Genomic DNA, 22005 nt, shown 5'->3' with positions numbered 1-22005 from the left:
CCTAATTAATCAAATTGTGATAAAAATCTTAAGTCGTCAAGATAGAAATCACGAATATCATTTACACCGTATTTCAACATGGCAAAACGGTCAGGACCGACTCCAAAGGCAAATCCACCATATTCTTTTGGATCAACGCCAGCCATTTTAAGCACATTGGGATGAACCATTCCAGCCCCTAGAACTTCAATCCAGCCAGATCCTTTACAAACGTCGCAACCTTTACCACCACAATTCATGCAAGTAATATCTGCTTCCACTGATGGTTCGGTAAAAGGAAAGTAACTAGGACGAAGACGAACTTTAAACTTATCACCAAATAACTTATGCGTCATCGTTTCTAAAGTTCCCTTTAAATCAGCCATTGTAATATGTTTATCAATCATAATTCCTTCTACTTGATGGAATTGGTGGGAATGAGTTGGATCGTCGGTATCACGTCTGAAAACCACCCCTGGTGAAATCATCTTTAATGGACCTTTACTAAAATCATGTTTTTCTAGAGAACGTGCTTGCATTGGTGAAGTATGAGTTCTCATTAAAATTTCTTTAGTAATATAGAAAGTATCTTGCATATCGCGTGCAGGATGATCTTTTGGTAAGTTCATCATTTCGAAATTATAATGATCTTCTTCAACTTCAGGACCACTTAACACTTGATATCCCATCCCAATGAAAATATCTTCAATTTCATCAATAATTTGTTGAATCACATGTGGATGACCTAAAGCAACCTGGTTACCTGGTAAAGTAACATCCAATTTTTCTTCAGCTAATTTAGCATTTAATTTAGCGTTTTCTAATTCTGTTTGTTTCGTGGTAATCGCGGTTGCTAACTCATCACGAATTGTATTTGCAAAGCTACCAACTACTGGGCGCTCTTCAACTGGAAGTTTAGAAATTCCACGTAGTGCTTGAGTAATTGGACCTTTCTTGCCTAACAATTGAACACGAATTTCATTTAAACTTTTTACATCGGTTGACGCGTCAATTTCTTTCAAACCATTTTGTTTAATTGTTTCTAAATCTTCTTTTAAACTCACAACAAAATCCCCCTCTTCAAATAAAAAAAGCTTCTCCCACAATCAAGGGACGAAGCTTCGCGTTACCACCCAAATTCATACAATTAGTATGCACTCTTAGATGGATAACGAACATCAATCGGACATTTTTTAATTAGCTTATGTCTACTTCTTCAAAAGCGAATTCAGTTACTATGATTTTTCTCAGCAATCAAAATCTCTCTGTTAAAACGCAACTTACTAATTCTTTCTTCACAGTAGTTAATGAAATTATAAATCAAATCTTAATAATGGTCAAACTTACTTATTACCATCACACCATTTATCTGCCCAAACATGAACTGATTTCATAATTGGTTGTAAATCTCTTCCCTTTTCTGTTAATTCGTACTTAATAAGTGAGGATTCATCAAAGATTTTACGTGAGACGATATCACAATCACGTAGTTCTTTTAACCTAGCAGTTAAGATTCGATCACTACAGCCATCAATCTTATTAGCAATTTCTCCAAAACGAAGTGAATCACCAATCAATAGAGCTTCAATAATTACTCCATTCCATTTTTTACCTAAAATGGAAAAAGCTTCTTCAAACCTAGAACAAAGACAATCTCCATTCTCTTTATCTATTTTTTTTCTGTTTGTCATCAAAATCACTACCTATTCTTTTTATGATTACATTTGTTATTTAATAGTCTCTTAAACCTGTTTTCAACTGGCGACATAAATTCATTAACAGCAGCATAATCATCAACTAAGGAAACAATCACACTCTCCATATACTTAGGTCTAGCTAAAGTTAAACCCCACATATGTTTTAAAATAATATCTTCCTCTTTGGGTGTTAACTCCGTAATGTTTTTAGCATTTCGTAAAGCAACTCGAGGATGCATATATGCATGCGTCCCTATATCAAATTTAGTGGTTCTCCAATCATAATAAAATAAATCATGAAGCAATCCACCGCGAGCTGCAGCTCGATAATCTAGATTCATTTTTTTTGCAATCAAGTAACTAACATAAGAAACATAAATACAATGTTTTAACCTAGTTGAATGATGATGTTGTGTATAACCAGCTAATTGCTTAACTTCATTGGAAGCTAATAAATCAGAAATACAGTTCATAAATTCTGGGTCAGATTTCCATTCATTTGCCTTCATAATCTGTTCTCCAAATTACTTAATAATTTGAAACATAATCACTGCTGCCGCAATTGCAACATTTAGTGATTCTGCTTTTCCTTTAATCGGAATATATAAATTATTAGTAGTCTCTTTTAATAAACTCTTATTCATTCCATTACCTTCATTTCCCATAATCAAAGCAAAATCAGATAATGGAGTAATTTCTTTATAATTTACTGCATCTGGATTTAATTCAGTACCATAAATGGGAGTTTTTTGTAATTTTAATTTTTCAACCGCAGATGATAATGGGGCTTTGACTAATTTAATATGGAATTGGCTACCCTGCATTGATCGCTGTACTTTACTATTATATTGGCTAGCAGTACCATCACCAAATATAACCCCCGCAAATCCAGCTGCATCTGCAGTTCTAACCATCGTCCCAATATTTCCTGGATCTTGAATATCATCAAGTAAGAGCCATGCTCCATCTAATTTAACATCTAACAAGGATTGATTGTTAATTTTGCATAACGCAAAAATTCCTTGGGTGGTAGAAGTAGATGCAATTTCGCTAGCAATTTCGTCAGAAATAGAAATTACGTTTAAATCCTTTAAATCTGAGCCATGCTCAAGATATTGATCATCAGTGACAAAAATTGAAATTACATCTTTCTTTGGTAAATTATTAATCGCTTCTTGGACTAAATGCCAGCTCTCAATTAAATACTGGTCCGATTTTTTGCGGCCTTTAGCAGTTGCTAATTTTTTTAATTCTTTTACTTTTTTATTTTGTTTTGATGCAATTCGTTCCATATATGAATTCTTCCTCAAATTAATTTATTCTAATCATTATACTAACACATCAATCAAACAAATAAACTTGAAACAATTTTAAAATTGATAGATGATTATTAAATTATTTTCAAGTTTATTACAAAGATTCAAATATATAAATTCTTTTATTAATATATTTTTGATTTAATTTAAATTCATTCAATTGCAGTAACAACTGCATTAGTTTAATATTATAATTATGATTTAATAGATGGGAGTATCATAAATGAAAAATAGAAAAAAACTGAGTTTAATTGGAATAATTGGATTCGCAGCACTGACCCTATCGGGTTGTGTACGTCAAGATTCTCATGGGCATCCATATGGAATGGTTTACGATTATTTAGCAGTTCCAGGACAACATGTAATGGATTGGTTAGCTAAATATGTTGGGGGTTATGGTTGGTCTTTAATTTCAATCACTGTAATTGTTAGATGTCTATTATTACCTGTCATGATTAGTCAATTAAAAAAATCAACCATTATGCAAGAAAAAATGGCTTTAGTTAAACCTCAAATGACTAAAATTCAATCATTGTTGAAAAATGCCAAAACTCAAGAAGAGCAAGTTGCTTTAAATCAACAAATGATGAAACTTTACAAAGATAATGGTATTAGTATGACAGGTGGAATTGGTTGTTTACCACTTCTAATTCAAATGCCTATATTTGCTGCTTTATATGCTGCAATTCGTTATTCTCCAGAATTGTCTCATACAGTTTTTATGGGAATTCAATTAGGACAAAAAAGTATTTTACTAGCTGTTCTCTCACTGATTGTTTACGCAATTCAGGGTTATCTTTCTATTTTAGGAATGCCAAAAACTCAACGTAAACAAATGGGAGCTATGATGATTATAAGTCCAGTAATGATTTTCTTTGTCTCATTGTCATCTCCTGCTGGATTAGGAATCTATTTCTTCATTGGTGGATTATTTGCAATTATTCAACAATTAATTGTTAATGCAATTCGTCCTAGAATTATCAAGCAAATTCAAACAGAAGCTAAAAAAAATCCGCCTAAAATAATTGTTCCAGATACCCTTGAAGAAACCGAAGAAAAAGTTTCTGCTGAAGAAAGCAATGACAATCAAATAAATCACAATAATAATCGAAATGCTAACAAACAGCGTCATCATCACGAATAATTTAAAAAAGCTAGGAATTTATTTCCTAGCTTTTTTGTAAACAAAAACACCTTAACCAAAGTTAAAGTGTTAATGTAATTAATCTCTATTATCGCCCATTCCAATAAGTTCCAAAAGAATTTGGAAGATGTTAAGAATATCAAGATAAATACTTAAGGCACCAATAGTACTGTATTTTTGAAGTTGTTCTTCACTTTGGACTGAATCAGCAAAACGCTTTACGCTTTGAGTATCAAAAATGATGAATACCGCAAAAATTACCAACATTACTACATCTACAAGAATGTATAATAAAGCAATGTGGAAAATCATTGAAACTAAACTTAACACAATAGCGGCTAAGAGTCCCCAAGTTAAGTATGCACCAAATCCAATAAAATCTCGTTTAGTAGTATTTGCATAAAAGGTTAACCCACCAAACATCACTGCTGTTCCTAACATTGCTAATCCAATTGTCTTTACATCATAATAAATAAGTACGGGACTTAACGAAACCCCAAACAATATGGTCATTAAGTAGTAAATCGTATTAGTTGTTGAGGCATTAGTATTATCATTGGTAACTGAACGACTTAGAGCAAACATTAACCCAAGAGCAACTACCAAAATTAATAATGAAGTCGTGATTCCCATTGACATAACCCATTTAGTCATAAAGACAGCCATGAGTGTCATAATTACTCCAGTAATAGCAAGACCAGTACAAACTTTTTGATAAGTTTTTGCGACTAATCTATTTGCTATTTCAGCAGTATTTCCATAAATTTCACCATTCATAAAAATATCTTCCTTTCAAATTCTATAATAGACAAGATAAATTCTAACACGATTAAAATATAAATCCTAGAATCAATCTTCATAAGTTTAAACTTTAGCTAAAACTTTATTTGTTTTGATAAAAAACAAATTAAATGCATTATTTCACAATTAATTCTATAAAAAAAGAACATCGAAAACCCATGGTGTTTTCAACGTTCTTCATTATCTATTAGTTGTTCTTTTTAGCAACTACTTCTTTTCCATCGTAGAAACCACAACTTGGACATACGTAATGTGACTTACGTAATTCTCCACAGTTAGGACATGGACTCATGCCAGGAACACTCAATTTGATGTGTCCACGACGCATATCTCTTCTAGATTTTGAAGTTTTTCTCTTTGGTACAGCCATTAATAATAACCTCCCTTATTAATTAATTTCCACTAGTGAATTTTTAAGCCTTGTCATCATTTTTAGAATGAAAATTCTTTAAACTTGCAAGACGTGGATCAACTTTTGTTGTTTCCTCCTCTTGATGATTAAAATCATCTTCAGAAATAACTTCCCAGTCATTTCCAGATGGCATTGACTTACCATCTTGTTCCTCAGGAGAAAGAACCTGCATAGGAATATTAATAATAATATTATCCGCTACAGCTTTATCAAAATCAATTGCATCATCATCTTCGTCAATTTTTAATACCACAACATCTTCATCATAGCGATTCAATGCTGCTTTAGTATTAACATAAACTTCATTAATATCAAAGTCTAAATCAAGTTCAACTGGATCCAATGATCTTGAAGAAGGAACAGTTACACTCCCTTTAACATGGGCATCAATAATCACATCTCCATTATCGGAAATCGCTGATACTTTCACGTCAAAAGGTGTTGCATCTAAAATATTATCAGGATATCGTTCTTTTAAAGCCGCTTTTAAATCTAATTTACCGCTGTCTTCAAAAGAATTATTTTTATATTCCTGAAGTTTTTCAAAAGACCATTTCATAAAAACAACCTCCAATGCAACAATCCAATTATACTTATATCTAAAATCTATGTCAAGGTGTTTCACTTGATAGCAATTGCTATTTGTTAATTATAACAGGAAAATGATATAAATCTTGTTGATTATTTAAAATTGTTCCTGTTAATAAACCAGCTTTACACTCTAAATAATCAGCTCTATCAAAAACAGTTTTATCTACTTTTGAAATTAAAGATAATTTAAGTTCCTTTTTGATCTGATTTAAATAATTTTGACCATTTTTCGTCATTCCTAGTACCCTAAGATTCCGAGAACTATCATCAATCTGTTGCTGAGTAATTTTAAATAAAACGTAAACACAAAGTCTTTGTAATCTGGTATAAGTATACCGTTTACTTTTTACTAGTTCAATAAATTCATTAAAGTTTTTAGCCTTAATTGCAGCCCTTTTGAAAAGAAATTCTAATCCGTCTGACATTTGATATACATTTCTTAAATCAAATAATGAAGCTTGATTAATTTCATATTTTAAATATGGCCAATAATCATCCCAAAAAAGTGGTTGTAATTTTTCAATCTGAACCGACGATTCTGGAATGAAATTAATAAATCTCGAATTACGATTCTTAATAGCTTTTCTTATCGCTTTACCGCTTGAAATTTGATGTAATAATTTATCATCACCGTGATTGCTTTCATTTCTGGCAATCGGAACTAATTTTAAATTGGCATTAAGTTTTTGCACAGCTTGAGCATACCAAAAGCCTAAGGTATCGTTTGGTAACTCTAGATTAAATCCATAATTTTCTAGTATAAACTTGCGGAAATTTTCTGGATAGCTTTCCTGATAATTTTTGAATTCATTAGAACTGGTATTAACTTCAAATGTTTTAAACTTATTAAAATCAAATTCTGGACTTTCACTACCAAATGAAAGAGATTGACATTTTAAAGCAACAATTAATTCAACAGCATTGTATGCAAAAATACTTGCAGGTTGAACTGCAGATTGAATTGGCAATTCAATTACCAAATCAACTTCATTTTCTAAGGCCATTTTAGTCCTTGTCCACTTGTCAAAAATAGCTGGTTCTCCGCGTTGAGTCCAATTACTACTCATAACTACAACTGTCACATCCGCATTAGTTAACCGTTGTGCCTGTCGTAATTGAAATAAATGACCATTATGAAATGGATCATATTCTGCTATTATTCCAACTGCTTTTAAAGTCATTTTTAATCCTTTTCACACACAAAAAACCATCTAGTCGTTTGATCATCAACTTCTTTTTCACCAAATTCAGAACTAATTTTAATGTTCTTAAAACCAACTTTATACAATACCGATTGATATTCTTTCGCCAAATAAGTACGTTCATAATGAGTTTCTGAATATTCATCATAACCTTTAATTTCATTATTATAGTTAAAAAAGGTTAAATCATGTTCAACTGAATGGGGAAATTCACCGATATAAGTCGTCCACATAAATGCATGATCTTCATCATGAAAATTATACATATATCCTGGATACTTAACATCAGTTTGATATGGGGTGATAACGTCAAACAAAAATTTTCCATGACGCTTTAGATGGCCATAAACTTCTTTAAACATTACCTCAACTTCATTTAAATTATTAAGATAACAAATTGAATCATCAAAACAAGTAATGACGTCAAAATTACCTAATTCACTTAAATCAAGCATATTTTCGTTTAATAATGAAGGTTCAGTAAAACCTGCTTCAATTAGGTGATCGTTTGCAATTGCTAACATATCTTCTGAAAAATCTGCACCAATTGCATCGTACCCTTTCTTTTTCATTAAAACTAGTAATCGACCAGTTCCACACGCTAAATCTAAGATCTTATCATTTTTATTAACATTATTACTTACAAAATTAACCCATTTGTTATACAAAGCATTATCAAATAATTGATCATAAAAAGTGGCAAATTCAGTGTAAATCATAATTAATCCTCAGTAATCCAGTTTGACACGTCAACTGCCTTAGCATCTGCCCATAATTTTTCTAGATTGTAAAATTCACGAGTTTCAGTCTTAAAGACATGCACAATTACATCACCTAAATCCATTAAAATCCAGTTTGATTTATCTTTACCTTCAAAATGAATAATTTTAACTCCATCCTCTTCAAGATGATCTTCAATATTATCAGCAATCGCTTTGACTTGACGTTCTGAACTTGCGTCCATCACAACAAAGTAGCGACCCATTACACTTAAATCTTCAATATTTAATACTACAATATCATTTGCACGACGTTCGTCAGCAGCCTTAACTACCGTCTCTAAAACTTTTTGGTTGTTCATATTTTCTCCTATTTAAGTCCGGCAACAATTGAATTGTAAGCTACAATTGCAGCTGGATAAATTGCTTTATTTTTACCAACTAATAATTGCATGGTTTTTTCGTTTTGAAAAATAACCCCATCCCATAAATTTTTATGAGTGATTTTTCGTGCTTCGTCAGCTTCAGAGAAATCACGATCAGGTTCAATGAAGTCAGCCATATAAGTGATTTGAGCGTACTTATCCATGTCAGGGGCACCAATTGTGTGATACTTAACAGCATTTAATATTCTAGCATCGTTAATTCCTAATTCGGCTTGCACTAAAAGATAGCCAACATAACCATGCCAAATTGCTTTACCATAGTTTAGCAAATCAGGGTCAAGATGATGTTCTTTAATTACTTTAATAAAGTCCTCATTAGGTCGTTGTTTAGCATAATCATGAACAAGCCCAGCTAATCCAGCAATTTCTGGGTTTACTCCATTTTCATTTGCTAAATCAATTGCAGTCTGTTCAACTCTTAAACAATGCTGAAATCTTTTATCATTAAGATGCTTTTTCATTTCTTCAAGAATTTCAGTACGATTCATTTTGGCGTAATTAGTATAATCATATTTAACTTCATTCATAAAGACCATTCTCCTTAATGTAATTTAGTACTTGATTGGGAACAAGATATCTCAAATCTCGATGATGCAAAATTGAATTTCTAACGTAAGTTGAAGAAATATCTATTAATGGAGAAGAAATCCATTTTACAGGATATTCTGTCTCTACTTTATTTCCCAGTCTCTTAACCCCCACAAATGTTACCATTTTTAATAAATCATTAATTCGATACCATTTTGGTAAATATTCAACCATATCACCACCAACAATAAAATAATAATCATTATTTGGATGACTTTTAGTTAACTGTACCATTGTATCAAAAGAATAACTTTTTCCACCTCGATCAACTTCAATTGTTTCTAATTTAAAATTAGAATTGTTAGCAATCGCTAACTTAATCATATTTATTCGATCAAAAGCATCAATCGTATCCTTATGGTCAATATGAGGGGGTAAATAATCTGGCATAAATAGTACTTTATCTAGTTTTAACTGAGATAGCGCTTGCTCTGCCATAATTAAATGCCCTAAATGGATGGGATTAAATGTACCACCTAAGATACCAATCTTTTTTTTCCCCATTCTTTTATAGACTAAAGACGCCGTTGGAAATATCACGGTGTTTAGGATTTGATGACTGATTAAATAATAAAACTGTTTTGCCAATGGTTTGAACTACACTGATATCACTGTTATTTTCAATAAATTCTTTTACATCATCAGTATCAACATCTGCACTTTGTTGAATACTAATTTTTACTAATTCACGACTATCGACAGCTTGATTAACCTCGTTTAACCAAAGTTCGTTTAATCCGTTTTTACCAACTGAAAAAATGGGCCGTAAATGATTAGCATTGGCACGTAAGAATCTTTTTTGTTTGCCTGTTAATTTCATAATTTCTCCTTAAAACATTGCTTTTCTAATTAAAACAGAAACACCTTTGGGAGCCCAACCAGCAATGATTGAACCTTTTGGTACGGTAACCCAACCTAAACCTTCAATTACTAAATCAGAAGTATCTTCGACTTTAAATTCATGCCTCTGAAGTGGAACAACATTTTCCTTACCCAATGGTGGATTCAATAATTCACCGGCATGTTTATCAAAAAATTCATCAGCATTTTCTGTCTTCGTACGGTGGATCATTAAATTATTATCAACGTAAACTGTAAAACCAGTCTTTGGACCTTTAACATAATCAAAGCGACCAATTGCCCCCAAAAATAAAGTTTGACCATCATTTAATTGGTAAACTTTTGGCTTAATTCGCTTTTGTGGAGAGACATATTTCAAATCCTTTGGCGATAAATAATGTGCCATTTGACTTGCATGAATAACTCCTGGAGTATCAATTAAATCGTGCCCATCATCCAATGGAATTTTAATCATATCTAAAGTAGTACCTGGAAATTTTGAAGTTGTAATCACTTGTTCTTGTCCAGAAGCTTGATGGATAATTTGGTTAATCAACGTTGATTTACCGACGTTAGTTACCCCAACTACATAAACATCCCGGTTCTTTTGATATTTTTTTATAACTTCCAATAAGTCATCAACGGAACGATTAGTTTTTGCTGAAACTAATTCAATGTCAATTGGTTTAATGCCAGCTTTATTCATCATTTGACGAAGCCAATCTTTAATTTTTGATTCTTTAAATGATGATGGAAGTAAATCAACCTTATTACCTACTACTAAAATTGGATTATTTCCGACAAAGCGTTGGATTCCTGGAATAATACTTCCGTTAACATCAAAAATATCGACAACATATACGACTAAGGAGTCAGTATCTCCAATTTTACCTAATAAATGAAGGAATTCGTCATCTGAAACATCAACTGGTTGAATTTCATTGTAATGCCGTAATCTAAAACAACGTTGACAATATAATTCTCCTGATTCAAGTCCTTTTTCAATGGCTGACTTAGGTGTATAACCAGCTTTGTCTTTATCAGTATCTTGAATTAAAGCACCGCAACCGATACAATAAAGTTTTTCTTCTAGAATTTTGTTAATATCGTTATTTTCTACCATTAATAAATGTCTTCTTTCCAATTCAAGTTCGGATACTTTTTCTTGAGTTTTTTATAAACTACTGACTCAAGAAACCGATTTATTTTAGTTGGAAACATGTCAGTTTCAACCAATGGTTTAACCCAGATACTTTTAATATGGCAATTATTAGCAGCCCAAATATCTGTCATTAATTGGTCTCCAACCATTACAACCTGTTTCGGAGTTAGTTTAAAACGTTTTAAAGTTTGCTTAATCCCACGATTAAGTGGTTTTAAGGCATGTGCAACAAAAGGAATATCTAATTTTTCGACTGCAATTCCAACTCGTTTAGGATTGTTGTTAGAAACTACAATTACATTAATTCCATTTTCTTTCATAAATCTAATCCATTCATTAATTTTATTCGTGCCAATGGAATTATTCCAAGGAATTAACGTATTGTCCAAATCGGTTAAAATTGTATCAATTCCATTTTCCTTTAATTTTTCCGGTGAAATGTGATATAAACTTTCAACCATCCATGTAGGTTTAAAAGCATCTAACATAACAACCCTTCTTTCTCTTCTAATTACTTACTATTATTTTAAATCATTTAACACATAATTGGGAAGATATTGAAGAAAAAAACTTCCACCAAAGAAATTGATGGAAGTTTTTAATGTTTAAAATTAAAGAGCTTTTTTAGCTTGTTCTACTAAAGTAGCAAATGCTTCTGCATCATTAACAGCTAAGTCAGCTAACATTTTACGATTCATATCAATGTTAGCAGATTTCAAACCATGCATTAATTTACTGTAACTAATATCATTGATTCTAGCAGCAGCATTAATTCTAGTGATCCAAATCTTTCTGAAATTACCTTTGTTGTTACGACGATCACGGAAAGCATAAGTACGTGACTTCATTACTTGATCTTTAGCAGTTTTGAAAAGACGATGCTTAGCACCGCGATATCCTTTAGCTAATTTAAGAACACGTTTACGACGGTTACGTGTGGTAGCTCCACCTTTTACTCGTGGCATATTAAAATCCCCCTATAGTTAAATTATTTTCTTAAAAGTTCAGTATAAGTTTTTACCCAAAGACTACTAATCATGTGTGTTCCACGTAAATGTCTACGTTGTTTCTTAGTTTTACCATGGAAACGGTGACTAGTATATGCATGAGCACTCTTAAGTCCACCTTTAGCGGTTTTCTTAAATCTCTTAGCAACTGCACGATTTGATTTCATTTTTGGCATAACAATATCCTCCTCTTTAATTAAAGAAATTAATTATTTCTTTCTATTAGTACTTGGTGCAAGCATTAAGAACATGCTACGTCCATCCATTTTTGCTCGTTGGGTAACGGTAGCAATATCAGAAAGTGCATCAGCCATTTTGTTAAGAACAGTCCGACCGATTTCCTTATGGGTAATGGCACGTCCTTTAAATCTGATGGATACTCTAACTTTTTCACCTTTGTCTAAGAATTTTTGAGCATTCTTAAGTTTAGTATTAAAGTCATTTGTATCAATAGTAGGACTTAATCTAATTTCCTTAACACTAACAATCTTTTGTTTCTTACGAGCTTCACGATCTTTCTTTTGTTGATTAAAGCGATATTTCCCGTAATCAAGAATTTTAGCAACTGCTGGTTTAGCGTTAGGAGCGACAAGAACCAAGTCAAGATTTGCATCTTCAGCAATTTTCATTGCTTCTTGTTTTGTCTTTAAACCAAGTTTATTTCCATTATCATCAATGATCATCATTTCGTGGGCACGAATACCATCATTAACCATTTGATCTCTCTTTGCTATAGTGGTTCACCTCCAAGTAATTTTAAAGCAGAAAAATAGCGGATACCCACAATGGATACCCGCTATCCCTATCGAAATAGGTCTTTCATTCGTAAAGCCCAGCAATTAAAATCACTTAGGCGAGAAGCGGGAAGCCTCTGCTTTTAACTATTCAATCATATCAACATTATCTAACTTTGTCAACTGATTCTTTTTCTTTGTTTGCATCTCTTGAGTAACTTGAGATATCTTTTAAAATTTCCATGACAAATTCATCAATTGACATATCACGACTATTATCTTCACCATATTTACGTACAGAAACTGTATTATTCTTAACTTCGTTTTCTCCAACCACAATGGTGTATGGAACCTTATGGGTTTGAGCATCACGAATTAAGTAACCCATCTTTTCACTACGATCATCAACATGAGAACGAATCTTAATTGCAGAAAGTTTTTCATTTAACTTACGAGCATAATCTCCGTATTTTTCATCACTAACCGGAATGATTTCAACTTGTTTAGGTGCTAACCAAGTTGGAAAAGCTCCTTTGTACATTTCAATCAAGTAAGCTGTAAATCTTTCCATAGTTGAAACAATTCCACGATGAATCATAACTGGACGATGTTCTTTACCATCTTCACCAACGTAATGTAAATCAAAGCGTTCTGGAAGCATGAAATCAAGTTGAATAGTTGATAACGTTTCTTCGTTACCAAGAGCTGTCTTAGTTTGAACATCAAGTTTTGGACCGTAGAAAGCAGCTTCACCTTCCGCTTCAACGTAATCTAAACCAAGTTCATCCATGGCACCTTTAAGCATTGATTGTGCTTTGTTCCACATTTCATCATCGTCAAAGTATTTTTCCGTATTCTTAGGATCACGATAACTAAGTCTGAATGTGTAGTTATCAATATCAAAGTCATCGTAAACATCCATCATTAATTTAAGAATCTTTTTAAATTCATCTTGAATTTGATCTGGAGCAACAAAAGTATGACCATCATTAAGTGTCATCTCACGAACCCGTTGTAATCCACTTAAGGCACCAGATTTTTCATAACGGTGCATCATTCCTAATTCAGCAATTCGAAGTGGAAGTTCACGGTATGAACGAATGTGATGTTTGTAAATTTGGATATGTGAAGGACAATTCATTGGACGTAATTCAAGCATTTCGTCATCATCCATTTCCATTGGAGGAAACATGTCTTCACGGTAGTGATCCCAGTGACCAGATTGTTTGTATAAATCAAGGTTAGCTAAAACGGGAGTATAAACGTGTTGATAACCATTAGCTAATTCTTTATCTGTAATGTAGCGTTCAATAGTACGACGAATGGTAGCACCATTTGGCATCCAGTAAGGCAGACCAGCACCAACTTTAGGATCTACAAAGAATAAATCTAAGTTATTTCCAATGACACGGTGGTCACGTTCTTTAGCTTCTTGACGAGCTTTTAAATCAGCTTCAAGCTCTGCTTCTTTATAAAAAGCAGTACCATAAATTCTTTGTAACATTGGGTTAGATGATTTACCTTCCCAATATGCACCAGCAACTGAAAGTAATTTGAAATGTTTAATATTTTTAAGACTAGGTGCAACTACTCCTTGAGCTAAGGTTAATACGCCGGCAATGTCATAGAATAAAATATTATCTGAATCAATTTCAGAAATGATTTTAGCTTGGTATGGATCACCATCGACTTCTTTAAGTGCCTCATCTTTGCTCAAATAAACTCGCTTTACAGAAGCGTCATTTTTAATGATTCTTTTCATTTGATTTGCTAATTCATCAAGCTCATCAGCACTAACTTGGCGTTCAGCTTTATCAGTATCAACATAAAAACCATCTTCATCAGCAGAAATTTCACCAATTTTAATGTCATGGAATTGTTTTTTTGCAACTGTTTCTAATAATTGAGCTGCACTTTGACGAAGAACTTGTAAGCCTTCTTCTGATTCAGAAGTAATGATTTCAATTTTTCCGCCCTTTTGTAAGGGTGCAAATACATCAACTAATTCACCATCTACTTTACCAGCAACGGCCTTTTTGGCTAAACTAACTGAAATTGATTTGGCAATATCCTCAACAGAAACGCCGGCATCAAATTCTTTTTGATTTCCATCTGGAAATTCAAAAGATAACTTTGACATGATTTTTCCTCCTATAAAAAAAATCCCCAGTATTATTCAATACCAGGGACGTCGTTAGACGCGGTTCCACCCAAATTCGTTCAGTAAACTGAACATCTCATTTGTAACCACATTATTAATTTTAATTTTAATCAAGGTGGTAAATTAACTAATCCAACGAATAACTTCCAGAAAATGTTATTCTCTCTGTGAATTCATAGCTAACTCATATCCTTGTTAATACTGTACTAACACTAACAACAAATGTCAAGAGTGATGCTTAATCATTTCTTAAATTCTTTCCGTTAACTTCAATCGGAGTAGCCAAGAATTTAATTCTCTCCATGAGCCGCTTAGCTTTTAGTGGCTCAAAATCTCCCTTAGCTGTAATTGCTAAATGTTCTTTTTCTAATTGCTCCATCGAAAAATTAGAACTAAAGAAGGTTGATAATTGATTTTGCATCCGATATTCCAAAATCACTCCCAAAATATCATCGCGAATCCAAGCTGACATCGAATCAGCTCCAATATCATCAATCATTAAAACAGGTACTTTTTTAACACGATCAACCTGATTACCTACAGAATCAGTTTTGGAATTAATCAAAGCCTTCATATCCATTGCAAATGATGGAAAGTGTAAGAATGTAGTTTTAATGTTGTCATTAGCCAGACGATGGGCAATTGCACTCAACAAGTATGACTTTCCAACTCCAAAACTTCCATAGATATAGAACCCCTTGTGATATTCCTGCGGGTTATTTTCATATGCATCAATAAAGTCAAGAGCATGAACTAAAGCATTTTTGCGAGCTGGATTTCCTTCATGATAATAATCATTAATGTTAGCATTTTGTAGCGCTTTGGACATACCCAAATCTTGAATATTATCACGAATTTGGCGTTCCCAAACCTTAGTTAGGTAGGCTTGGGTTGGTTGATAAGAAACTTCAATCGCATGATTGTTAACAACTAACTTTGGTTCATACCCATGTGCATAAGTGTCTTTTCCATTTAGCATGGCATCACGTTTATTCACAAACTCATATAAACTTGAAGCAGACTTTTTAATTGATTCATCCGTCAATGCATCACGATTAGACTCAATAAAATTTTCAACCTCTGGATCTGCATATACTTCATCCATTAATTTACGATAATTTTCTGCGTAGTTTCCGGTTGCCATAATTGCTTTAAATTTTTTTCCAACATTATCCATTATCAATCACCTCACTTCTTTTCGTTAAATTTTTTAAGCTTTTCTGCAATTAATTTTTTTTCTTTAATAATATTATTTGAAACTGAAGTCTGGGGGGTATGTGGTTGATCTTTTGCCCAATCAGGCAGAGTTTCTCTGACATTTAATTTAACATTTTGTTTTGATTTTTGTCTTCTTTTAGATTTTTCTGCATTAATCTTACTATCACGTGTTTTGATTTGTTTAAGTGCCTGTTCAGCAGTTTGAATATGATTTTGTGACCAATCGTTAGCAATGGTATCAACTAAATTTTTATTTAAAGTTGGATAATTATAATCAACTAGCAATAAATAAATTAACATGTTAATTACATCCGTTTTCAATACCATTCTTTCGACCAATTGTGAAATAACTCTTTCTTCAGAGCTTGTTGCATATCCATTTTTTTCTTTTTTTAAAGCATTTAAAAAAACAAGCGGTGCATAATTTTTAGCAGTTTTAATTAGTTGTTGTTCTTCATTATCAAATTGATATTCATTTGTTATAGTATTTTTAACTGGATTAGTTTTTGCTGTTTTAAAATCAGTTTGATTATTTCTCGAAACTAAAAGTTTAAACTTTTGCATATCAAAATGATTATTAGTTAAATTCGTAGCTTGTTCAACTAATTTTGTCATCGTCATTTCATCAATACCATACAATAACTTAGTGGAAACAAATAAATCATGATTCTTTTTAATATCATCGATATTTACAAATGAACTACTCAAAATATCTAACATTAATTTGAAATCTAAATTATCATCTTTCAAGCTTTGCACCTGCTTTTCATCAGGAATTCCCGTTTGAACTTGTTTAATAATGTCTTGCTGGTTAGTAATATTTTGTTGGTTAATTGAATAAACTTCTAAGAAGTCGTGAGTAGTATCAGTTAATAGGGAAAAATCATAATCACTGGGAAGTAGTTCTTTAGATAGTTCTAAATACTTGGTTTCCCCCACCATTTCTAACAAAATTTCACTCATTAAACCATTACTAAAAAATGATGTAGCTGATAACGGCTTTGTTAATAAATACGTAACCATTTCTTTTTCATTTTGAAAAGTCTGAACTAATCCAACACCCTCAAGTTTTAAGCGCGCTTGATAAAGTTCACCACCATCAATTCCAATCCCATTCATCAATGCGAAATGTTCACGCTTATTAGAATCTTCATTCCATAATGAACTGATTAAAGCAAAAGCATTTGCCCTAATAATTGGCAAATACAGCTTAGTTAAAATTTGAAAGTCTGTCGCATTTAATTCTCCATTACGATAAACTCGATATTCTGTTTTAGGTTCAATAATTTGATTATTATTCATCTTTTTTGTTTTTCTCTTTTGATGCGTCGTCACCCATCAATTCCTTCATCTTACTATAAAATTCATTCATGTCTTTAAACTGGCGATAAACGCTTGCAAATCTAATATAGGCAATTTCATCGACATCTTTCAGCCCCGCCATAACGCCTTTGCCAATTAATTCACTGGAAACTTCATGACTACCATCATCATTATTTTCCAAATTACGTTTTGTTTCGTTAACAATTCTATTCATTTGCTCAAGTGAAACTGGTCTTTTTTCACACGACCGAATAATTCCACGTAAAACTTTTTCGGAACTAAATTCTTCTCGATTACCATCTTTTTTAACAACTAGTAATGGTGAAGCTTCAATTCTTTCAAAAGTAGTAAAACGATGACCACAATTATTACATTCTCGGCGGCGTCTAATTTCGTTACCCACTTGAATAGGACGACTTTCTAAAACTTTTGAAGATGTGTGTTGGCATTTTGGACATTTCATTTTCTTACCTCAAATCATCAAGCAAGCATAAAACTTGTTTTTTTAACTCATCAATTCCATTTGTAGAATCAATTACTACATCTGATAATTCTTTTTTTACTGATTGTGGCCACTGACTTTTCATCAGTAAGTTAGCTTTACTAATTGAGATGGTGTTTCTTTTTATCAATCGCTGCATTTGAATGACCGGATCACAAGCTATCATAATAATTTTATCAACATAAACTTGTAAGCCATTTTCAAAAAGTGTGGGTGCTTCAATAAAAATAACATCCTCATCTGTATGACTATTAATTTCTTTAATCAAAAATGGATTCAATATTCTAACTAATCTCTTTAAAGCGTTTTTATCATTAAACACAATTTCGGCAAGCTGAGAGCGATTGATTTTTCCGTTATTAGTAGTCTTTACTCCGAACAACTTAACAATTTTATTAATGACATCTTTGTTTTCATTTTCTAAATCATGAACAGTCTTATCTAAATCAATCACATCAAAATTTTTATCTTTAAGCAGTTTCCCCACGGTTGATTTACCAGACGCAATCCCACCTGTCAATGCAATCACTTTAGTCACTTAGATCACCATGTAGTTTTTGACATTTAGGACAGAAAGTCGTTCCCCTTTGTGCCACTTTAATTTTTTCCATTGTGGTTCCACAACGCTCACATTTTTCATCTTTACGCCCATAAGCATGAAGTTGATTTTGGAATTGGCCTGCTTCACCATATGCATTTGAATATGAGTGAACAGTGGTTCCGTGACCCTTGATTGCTGCAGCAATTTCTTTAATAATATTTGCTCGTAATCTTCTAATCTCATCATCACTTAATTCATTAGTAAGTTGTTCTGGATTTATTTTGGATAGCCAAAGAACTTCATCACAATAAATATTTCCTAATCCCGCAATTTTTGATTGATCTAATAAGAATCCTTTGATTTTACGATGAGATTTGTGCATGATTTCTTTCATGTAATCAAACTTCAAATCTTGCTCAGTAGGTTCAGGGCCAATTTTATTTAACCCTGATAATTTATAAACATCTTCATTTTTAACTAAAGTCATTTTTCCAAACATTCGAGTATCTTTATAGCGTAATTCACGACCATCAGTTAAATGAAAAACGACATTTGTATGCTTAGGTCTTTCAGTTCCTTCAGGTTGAACTTCATACTTTCCTTCCATTCTCAAATGGGAAACAAGTGTCAAATCATCACTCAATCTAAATAAAAGATATTTGCCTCGACGGTCAATTTGAATGATTTCTTTTCCTGCTAATTTTTTTTCAAAATCTTCAGCTGGAATATTAATCATCTTAGGGTATAAAACTTCTACAGATTTAATCTTCGATCCCTTAACTAATTTATTTAATCCTTGACGAACCGTTTGAACTTCTGGTAATTCTGGCATGAAAGCCACCTCTTTACTTTATTTTTTTATATTATACCAATCTGATCCAGAATGGCTTTCAACCTTTAATGGAACATTAAAATCAACAGTTGAATTACTGAGTAATTTGTCTGTCTTCATAATTGAATCCATCACTTGTGGTACTAACTTTTCTAAAACTGGGATTTCTGTTTCTGGTGCTTCAAAAATTAACTCATCATGAATTTGTAAAAGTATCTTAGCTTGTAATCCTTTTTCTTTTAAAACAGATTGCATTTCAATCATTGCCGCCTTAATTATGTCAGCTGCACTTCCTTGGATGGGAGAATTCATCGCAATTCGTTCGGCAAATTGACGTTGCTGAAAACGTTTGGACTGAATTTCTGGAATGTAGCGTCGGCGATGGGAAATAGTTTCAACATATCCATGTTCTTTGGCAAATTTAACTGAATCTTCCATATATTGCTTAACACCAGGGTATTCATTAAAATATTTGTCAATGAACCGTTTAGCGTCACCATTTGAAATCCCGGTATTATGCGCTAATCCAAACGAACTAATTCCATACACAATTCCAAAGTTAACCGCTTTGGCTTGTCGTCTTAAAGTTGGTGTGATTACAGCATCTTTATCCAATTCAAATATTCTACGAGCGGTGGCTGCATGAATATCTTCTCCACTTTCGAAAGCCTCTCGCATATTTTTATCGCCAGAAATCGCAGCTAAAACACGTAATTCAATTTGAGAATAATCAGAAGAAAACAATTTCCACCCTTTATGACTAGGAACAAAAGCTTCACGAACCTTACGGCCTTCTTCAGTTCGAACGGGAATGTTTTGTAAATTAGGGTCAACGGATGATAATCGACCTGTTTGCGTTAAGGTTTGCAAGTATCGTGTGTGCACCTTACCATCATCCGTAATATCAGCTTTAATTCCGTCCAAATACGTAGAAATTAATTTAGTTAATTGACGATAATTAAGAATATTTTCAATAATTGGATGATCTGGGGCTAATTGTTCTAAAACATCAACTGCGGTTGAGTAACCAGTCTTAGTTTTTTTAATAACTGGAAGCCCCATTTTTTCGAATAACACAATTCCTAATTGTTTGGGTGAGCCGATATTAAACTCTTCACCGGCCTCTTGATAGATTTTTTGTTTGTATTCACTAACTCGTTCAGTAAATTTACTTTTTAATTCTTCTAATTTATCTTGATTAACACTAATTCCTTGAATCTCCATTGCACTCAAAACGCGAGCTAATGGAAGTTCCAAATCACGATATAAATCAGCTTGCTGATGTTCTTTTAGTTTTTCAAGCATTTGTTTTTTTAATGTTGAAATAGCTAATGCTTTTCGCACCATATGCTCGAATAATTCATGATTATCTGGAATTTGAAGGCTCTTTCCCTTGCCATAAACCTCTTCATCAGATAAAACACCGAAATAACCATGGCGATTAGCAACTTCTCCGATATCATCTTCATTATTGAGTGTATTAATTAAATATGAGACCAAAAGCATGTCAAAATCAACGCCTTGAAATCCAATCTCATTACGATGTAATCCAACAATTTGTGCTTTGGTATCAAAAATATTTTTATTAATTTCACTATTTTCTAAAATTTGTTTAATTCGTTTATCAGATAATAAGCTCATATCGCGACTAACAAACCACTTTTTTTCATTGCCAATTACGAAACCTAATTGTTCAGCCGTATGGTAGTTAGGATTAATTGTTTCAAGATTAAAAGTTATTTCATTACCTAAACTATTAACTTCATCGAGATTTTCTTTACTTAACTCAGTAAATTCAACTTCTGGTAGTTCAATTTTAGAGGTTCCAAGTTGATTATCGGCATTATTTGAACTATTCAAAAATGATTTAAATCCCATTTTTTTATAAAAATCAGATAATTCTGGTTCTTGTGGACCCTTGTAAATTAAATCAGCAAGTTTAATATCAATTGGTGCGTTAGTATCAATTGTAGCTAATTTCTTTGAAAGAAATGCTTGCTTCTCATCGTTTACCAAATGTTCATTTAATTTTTTAGCCGTAATTTCATCAATATGGTCATAAAGACCCTGAACCGTACCATACTGTTTAATTAATTTAATTGCTGTTTTCGGACCAACTTTTTCTACACCTGGATAATTATCAGAAGTATCACCTTGAAGTCCCTTAATATCAATAATTTGTTCAGGATTTATACCCATATTCTTTTTTACATAAGTCGGTGTATAATCTTCAAGATCACTGACCCCTTTTTTGGAAACTTTAACGGTTGTTTTCTCAGAACAAAGTTGAGTTAAATCGCGGTCTCCAGTAATAATATCAACGTGATAACCCTCTTTTTCAGCTATCTTAGCCGTTGTACCGATAATATCATCAGCTTCATAATCTTTTAATTCATAAGTTTTGATTCCTCGAGCTTTTAGCAAATCCATCACATAAGGAAATTGTTCCCTCAACTCGTCAGGCATTTTTGCTCGGCCTGCTTTATAATCAGAATACATTTTTGTTCGAAAGGTCTTTTTGCCAGCATCAAATGCTGCTAAAACAGTTGTTGGTTTGATATCAGCTAAGATATCATTTAACATCCGATTAAATCCATAAACTGCACTTGTATGTAATCCGTCTGGACTAGTGAATCTATCCATTGAGGTATATAAAGCAAAAAATGCCTTATAAGTTAATGAATTCCCATCAATTAATAAAAGTTTTTTTTCGGTCATCTGGAAATTCCTCCAAGTTTATTTCTTATATTTTAACACTACTTTTTTAGCAAAAAAAAGCATGACTTATCG

Annotated in this window: 26 protein-coding genes and 2 other annotated features; of the genes, 1 reads left to right on the top strand and 25 read right to left on the bottom strand. The window is 32.5% G+C overall.

The window, feature by feature from the left end:
• Window positions 1–5: 5 nt before the first annotated feature.
• From pheS to PY770_RS03330, 4 genes are all read right to left on the bottom strand, one after another.
• Window positions 6–1043, bottom strand: coding sequence for a phenylalanine--tRNA ligase subunit alpha (pheS, locus tag PY770_RS03345; RefSeq protein ID WP_014081918.1), 1038 nt, complete (start codon window positions 1041–1043; stop codon window positions 6–8).
• A 42-nt stretch (window positions 1044–1085) separates the two neighbouring features.
• Window positions 1086–1286 (bottom strand) — a binding site (T-box leader).
• Window positions 1287–1322: 36 nt separating this feature from the next.
• Window positions 1323–1670, bottom strand: a complete 348-nt coding sequence (locus PY770_RS03340) for a winged helix-turn-helix transcriptional regulator (protein WP_103428725.1) — start codon at window positions 1668–1670, stop codon at window positions 1323–1325.
• Between the two features lie 8 nt (window positions 1671–1678).
• Window positions 1679–2185, bottom strand: coding sequence for an HDIG domain-containing metalloprotein (locus PY770_RS03335; protein ID WP_103428724.1), 507 nt, complete (start codon window positions 2183–2185; stop codon window positions 1679–1681).
• 15 nt (window positions 2186–2200) lie between these two features.
• On the bottom strand, window positions 2201–2968 hold the full coding sequence (locus PY770_RS03330) for a TrmH family RNA methyltransferase (protein WP_041817709.1): 768 nt from the start codon (window positions 2966–2968) through the stop codon (window positions 2201–2203).
• Between the two features lie 247 nt (window positions 2969–3215).
• Here PY770_RS03330 and yidC point away from each other — a divergent pair, with 247 nt between their 5' ends.
• A complete protein-coding gene (gene yidC, locus PY770_RS03325) occupies window positions 3216–4136 on the top strand; it encodes a membrane protein insertase YidC (protein ID WP_014081914.1) in 921 nt (306 codons plus the stop codon).
• 78 nt (window positions 4137–4214) lie between these two features.
• Here the strand turns inward: yidC and PY770_RS03320 are convergent, their stop codons facing one another.
• The 21 genes from PY770_RS03320 to polA form a co-directional block, all read right to left on the bottom strand.
• Entirely contained in the window at window positions 4215–4913 is a 699-nt protein-coding gene (locus PY770_RS03320) for a Bax inhibitor-1/YccA family protein (RefSeq protein ID WP_103428723.1), read from the bottom strand.
• A gap of 211 nt (window positions 4914–5124) precedes the next feature.
• Window positions 5125–5307, bottom strand: coding sequence for a 50S ribosomal protein L32 (gene rpmF / locus PY770_RS03315; protein WP_014081912.1), 183 nt, complete (start codon window positions 5305–5307; stop codon window positions 5125–5127).
• A gap of 43 nt (window positions 5308–5350) precedes the next feature.
• On the bottom strand, window positions 5351–5908 hold the full coding sequence (locus tag PY770_RS03310; protein ID WP_103428722.1) for a DUF177 domain-containing protein: 558 nt from the start codon (window positions 5906–5908) through the stop codon (window positions 5351–5353).
• Between the two features lie 79 nt (window positions 5909–5987).
• Entirely contained in the window at window positions 5988–7121 is a 1134-nt protein-coding gene (locus tag PY770_RS03305; RefSeq protein WP_103428721.1) for a nucleotidyltransferase, read from the bottom strand.
• A gap of 2 nt (window positions 7122–7123) precedes the next feature.
• The gene (locus PY770_RS03300) at window positions 7124–7861 is read right to left on the bottom strand and encodes a class I SAM-dependent DNA methyltransferase (protein ID WP_103428720.1); all 738 of its coding nucleotides are present in this window, start codon (window positions 7859–7861) and stop codon (window positions 7124–7126) included.
• A 2-nt stretch (window positions 7862–7863) separates the two neighbouring features.
• Window positions 7864–8223, bottom strand: a complete 360-nt coding sequence (rsfS, locus tag PY770_RS03295; RefSeq protein ID WP_139554869.1) for a ribosome silencing factor — start codon at window positions 8221–8223, stop codon at window positions 7864–7866.
• 8 nt (window positions 8224–8231) lie between these two features.
• Entirely contained in the window at window positions 8232–8834 is a 603-nt protein-coding gene (gene yqeK, locus PY770_RS03290; RefSeq protein WP_056957616.1) for a bis(5'-nucleosyl)-tetraphosphatase (symmetrical) YqeK, read from the bottom strand.
• A complete protein-coding gene (locus PY770_RS03285; protein WP_103428718.1) occupies window positions 8827–9399 on the bottom strand; it encodes a nicotinate-nucleotide adenylyltransferase in 573 nt (190 codons plus the stop codon). The genes yqeK and PY770_RS03285 overlap by 8 nt, the downstream gene beginning before the upstream one ends.
• Window positions 9400–9403: 4 nt before the next feature.
• On the bottom strand, window positions 9404–9715 hold the full coding sequence (gene yhbY, locus PY770_RS03280) for a ribosome assembly RNA-binding protein YhbY (protein ID WP_014081905.1): 312 nt from the start codon (window positions 9713–9715) through the stop codon (window positions 9404–9406).
• A gap of 9 nt (window positions 9716–9724) precedes the next feature.
• Window positions 9725–10858 (bottom strand): ribosome biogenesis GTPase YqeH, encoded by a 1134-nt coding sequence (gene yqeH / locus PY770_RS03275; RefSeq protein ID WP_041817706.1) that lies wholly within the window; start codon window positions 10856–10858, stop codon window positions 9725–9727.
• Window positions 10858–11385 carry a YqeG family HAD IIIA-type phosphatase gene (locus tag PY770_RS03270; RefSeq protein ID WP_056957618.1) on the bottom strand — a complete coding sequence of 176 codons (528 nt, stop codon included), beginning with the start codon at window positions 11383–11385 and terminating at the stop codon, window positions 10858–10860. Before PY770_RS03270 ends, yqeH begins: the two co-directional genes overlap by 1 nt.
• Window positions 11386–11508: 123 nt before the next feature.
• Complete coding sequence (rplT, locus tag PY770_RS03265) at window positions 11509–11862, bottom strand: 50S ribosomal protein L20 (RefSeq protein ID WP_014081902.1); 354 nt, start codon at window positions 11860–11862, stop codon at window positions 11509–11511.
• Between the two features lie 23 nt (window positions 11863–11885).
• Window positions 11886–12080: a 50S ribosomal protein L35 gene (gene rpmI / locus PY770_RS03260; RefSeq protein ID WP_014081901.1), complete on the bottom strand. Its 195-nt coding sequence runs from the start codon at window positions 12078–12080 to the stop codon at window positions 11886–11888.
• A gap of 33 nt (window positions 12081–12113) precedes the next feature.
• Entirely contained in the window at window positions 12114–12620 is a 507-nt protein-coding gene (gene infC, locus PY770_RS03255) for a translation initiation factor IF-3 (protein WP_041817703.1), read from the bottom strand.
• A gap of 42 nt (window positions 12621–12662) precedes the next feature.
• Window positions 12663–12787: a sequence feature (ribosomal protein L20 leader region), on the bottom strand.
• A gap of 17 nt (window positions 12788–12804) precedes the next feature.
• The gene (gene thrS, locus PY770_RS03250) at window positions 12805–14778 is read right to left on the bottom strand and encodes a threonine--tRNA ligase (protein ID WP_014081899.1); all 1974 of its coding nucleotides are present in this window, start codon (window positions 14776–14778) and stop codon (window positions 12805–12807) included.
• Window positions 14779–15037: 259 nt separating this feature from the next.
• Complete coding sequence (gene dnaI, locus PY770_RS03245; protein WP_275046080.1) at window positions 15038–15976, bottom strand: primosomal protein DnaI; 939 nt, start codon at window positions 15974–15976, stop codon at window positions 15038–15040.
• Between the two features lie 11 nt (window positions 15977–15987).
• The gene (locus PY770_RS03240) at window positions 15988–17319 is read right to left on the bottom strand and encodes a DnaD domain protein (RefSeq protein WP_103428716.1); all 1332 of its coding nucleotides are present in this window, start codon (window positions 17317–17319) and stop codon (window positions 15988–15990) included.
• The gene (gene nrdR, locus PY770_RS03235) at window positions 17312–17803 is read right to left on the bottom strand and encodes a transcriptional regulator NrdR (protein ID WP_056957621.1); all 492 of its coding nucleotides are present in this window, start codon (window positions 17801–17803) and stop codon (window positions 17312–17314) included. Before nrdR ends, PY770_RS03240 begins: the two co-directional genes overlap by 8 nt.
• 4 nt (window positions 17804–17807) lie before the next feature.
• Window positions 17808–18380, bottom strand: coding sequence for a dephospho-CoA kinase (coaE, locus tag PY770_RS03230; RefSeq protein WP_014081895.1), 573 nt, complete (start codon window positions 18378–18380; stop codon window positions 17808–17810).
• Entirely contained in the window at window positions 18373–19215 is an 843-nt protein-coding gene (mutM, locus tag PY770_RS03225) for a DNA-formamidopyrimidine glycosylase (RefSeq protein ID WP_103428715.1), read from the bottom strand. The genes coaE and mutM overlap by 8 nt, the downstream gene beginning before the upstream one ends.
• 18 nt (window positions 19216–19233) lie before the next feature.
• Complete coding sequence (gene polA / locus PY770_RS03220; protein WP_275046079.1) at window positions 19234–21933, bottom strand: DNA polymerase I; 2700 nt, start codon at window positions 21931–21933, stop codon at window positions 19234–19236.
• Between the last annotated feature and the right edge of the window lie 72 nt (window positions 21934–22005).

The organism is Fructilactobacillus sanfranciscensis, assembly GCF_029023685.1.
Lineage (GTDB): Bacteria > Bacillota > Bacilli > Lactobacillales > Lactobacillaceae > Fructilactobacillus > Fructilactobacillus sanfranciscensis.
The sequence above is the reverse complement of the archived record's forward strand: the minus strand, read 5'-3'. Positions and strand labels throughout refer to the sequence as shown.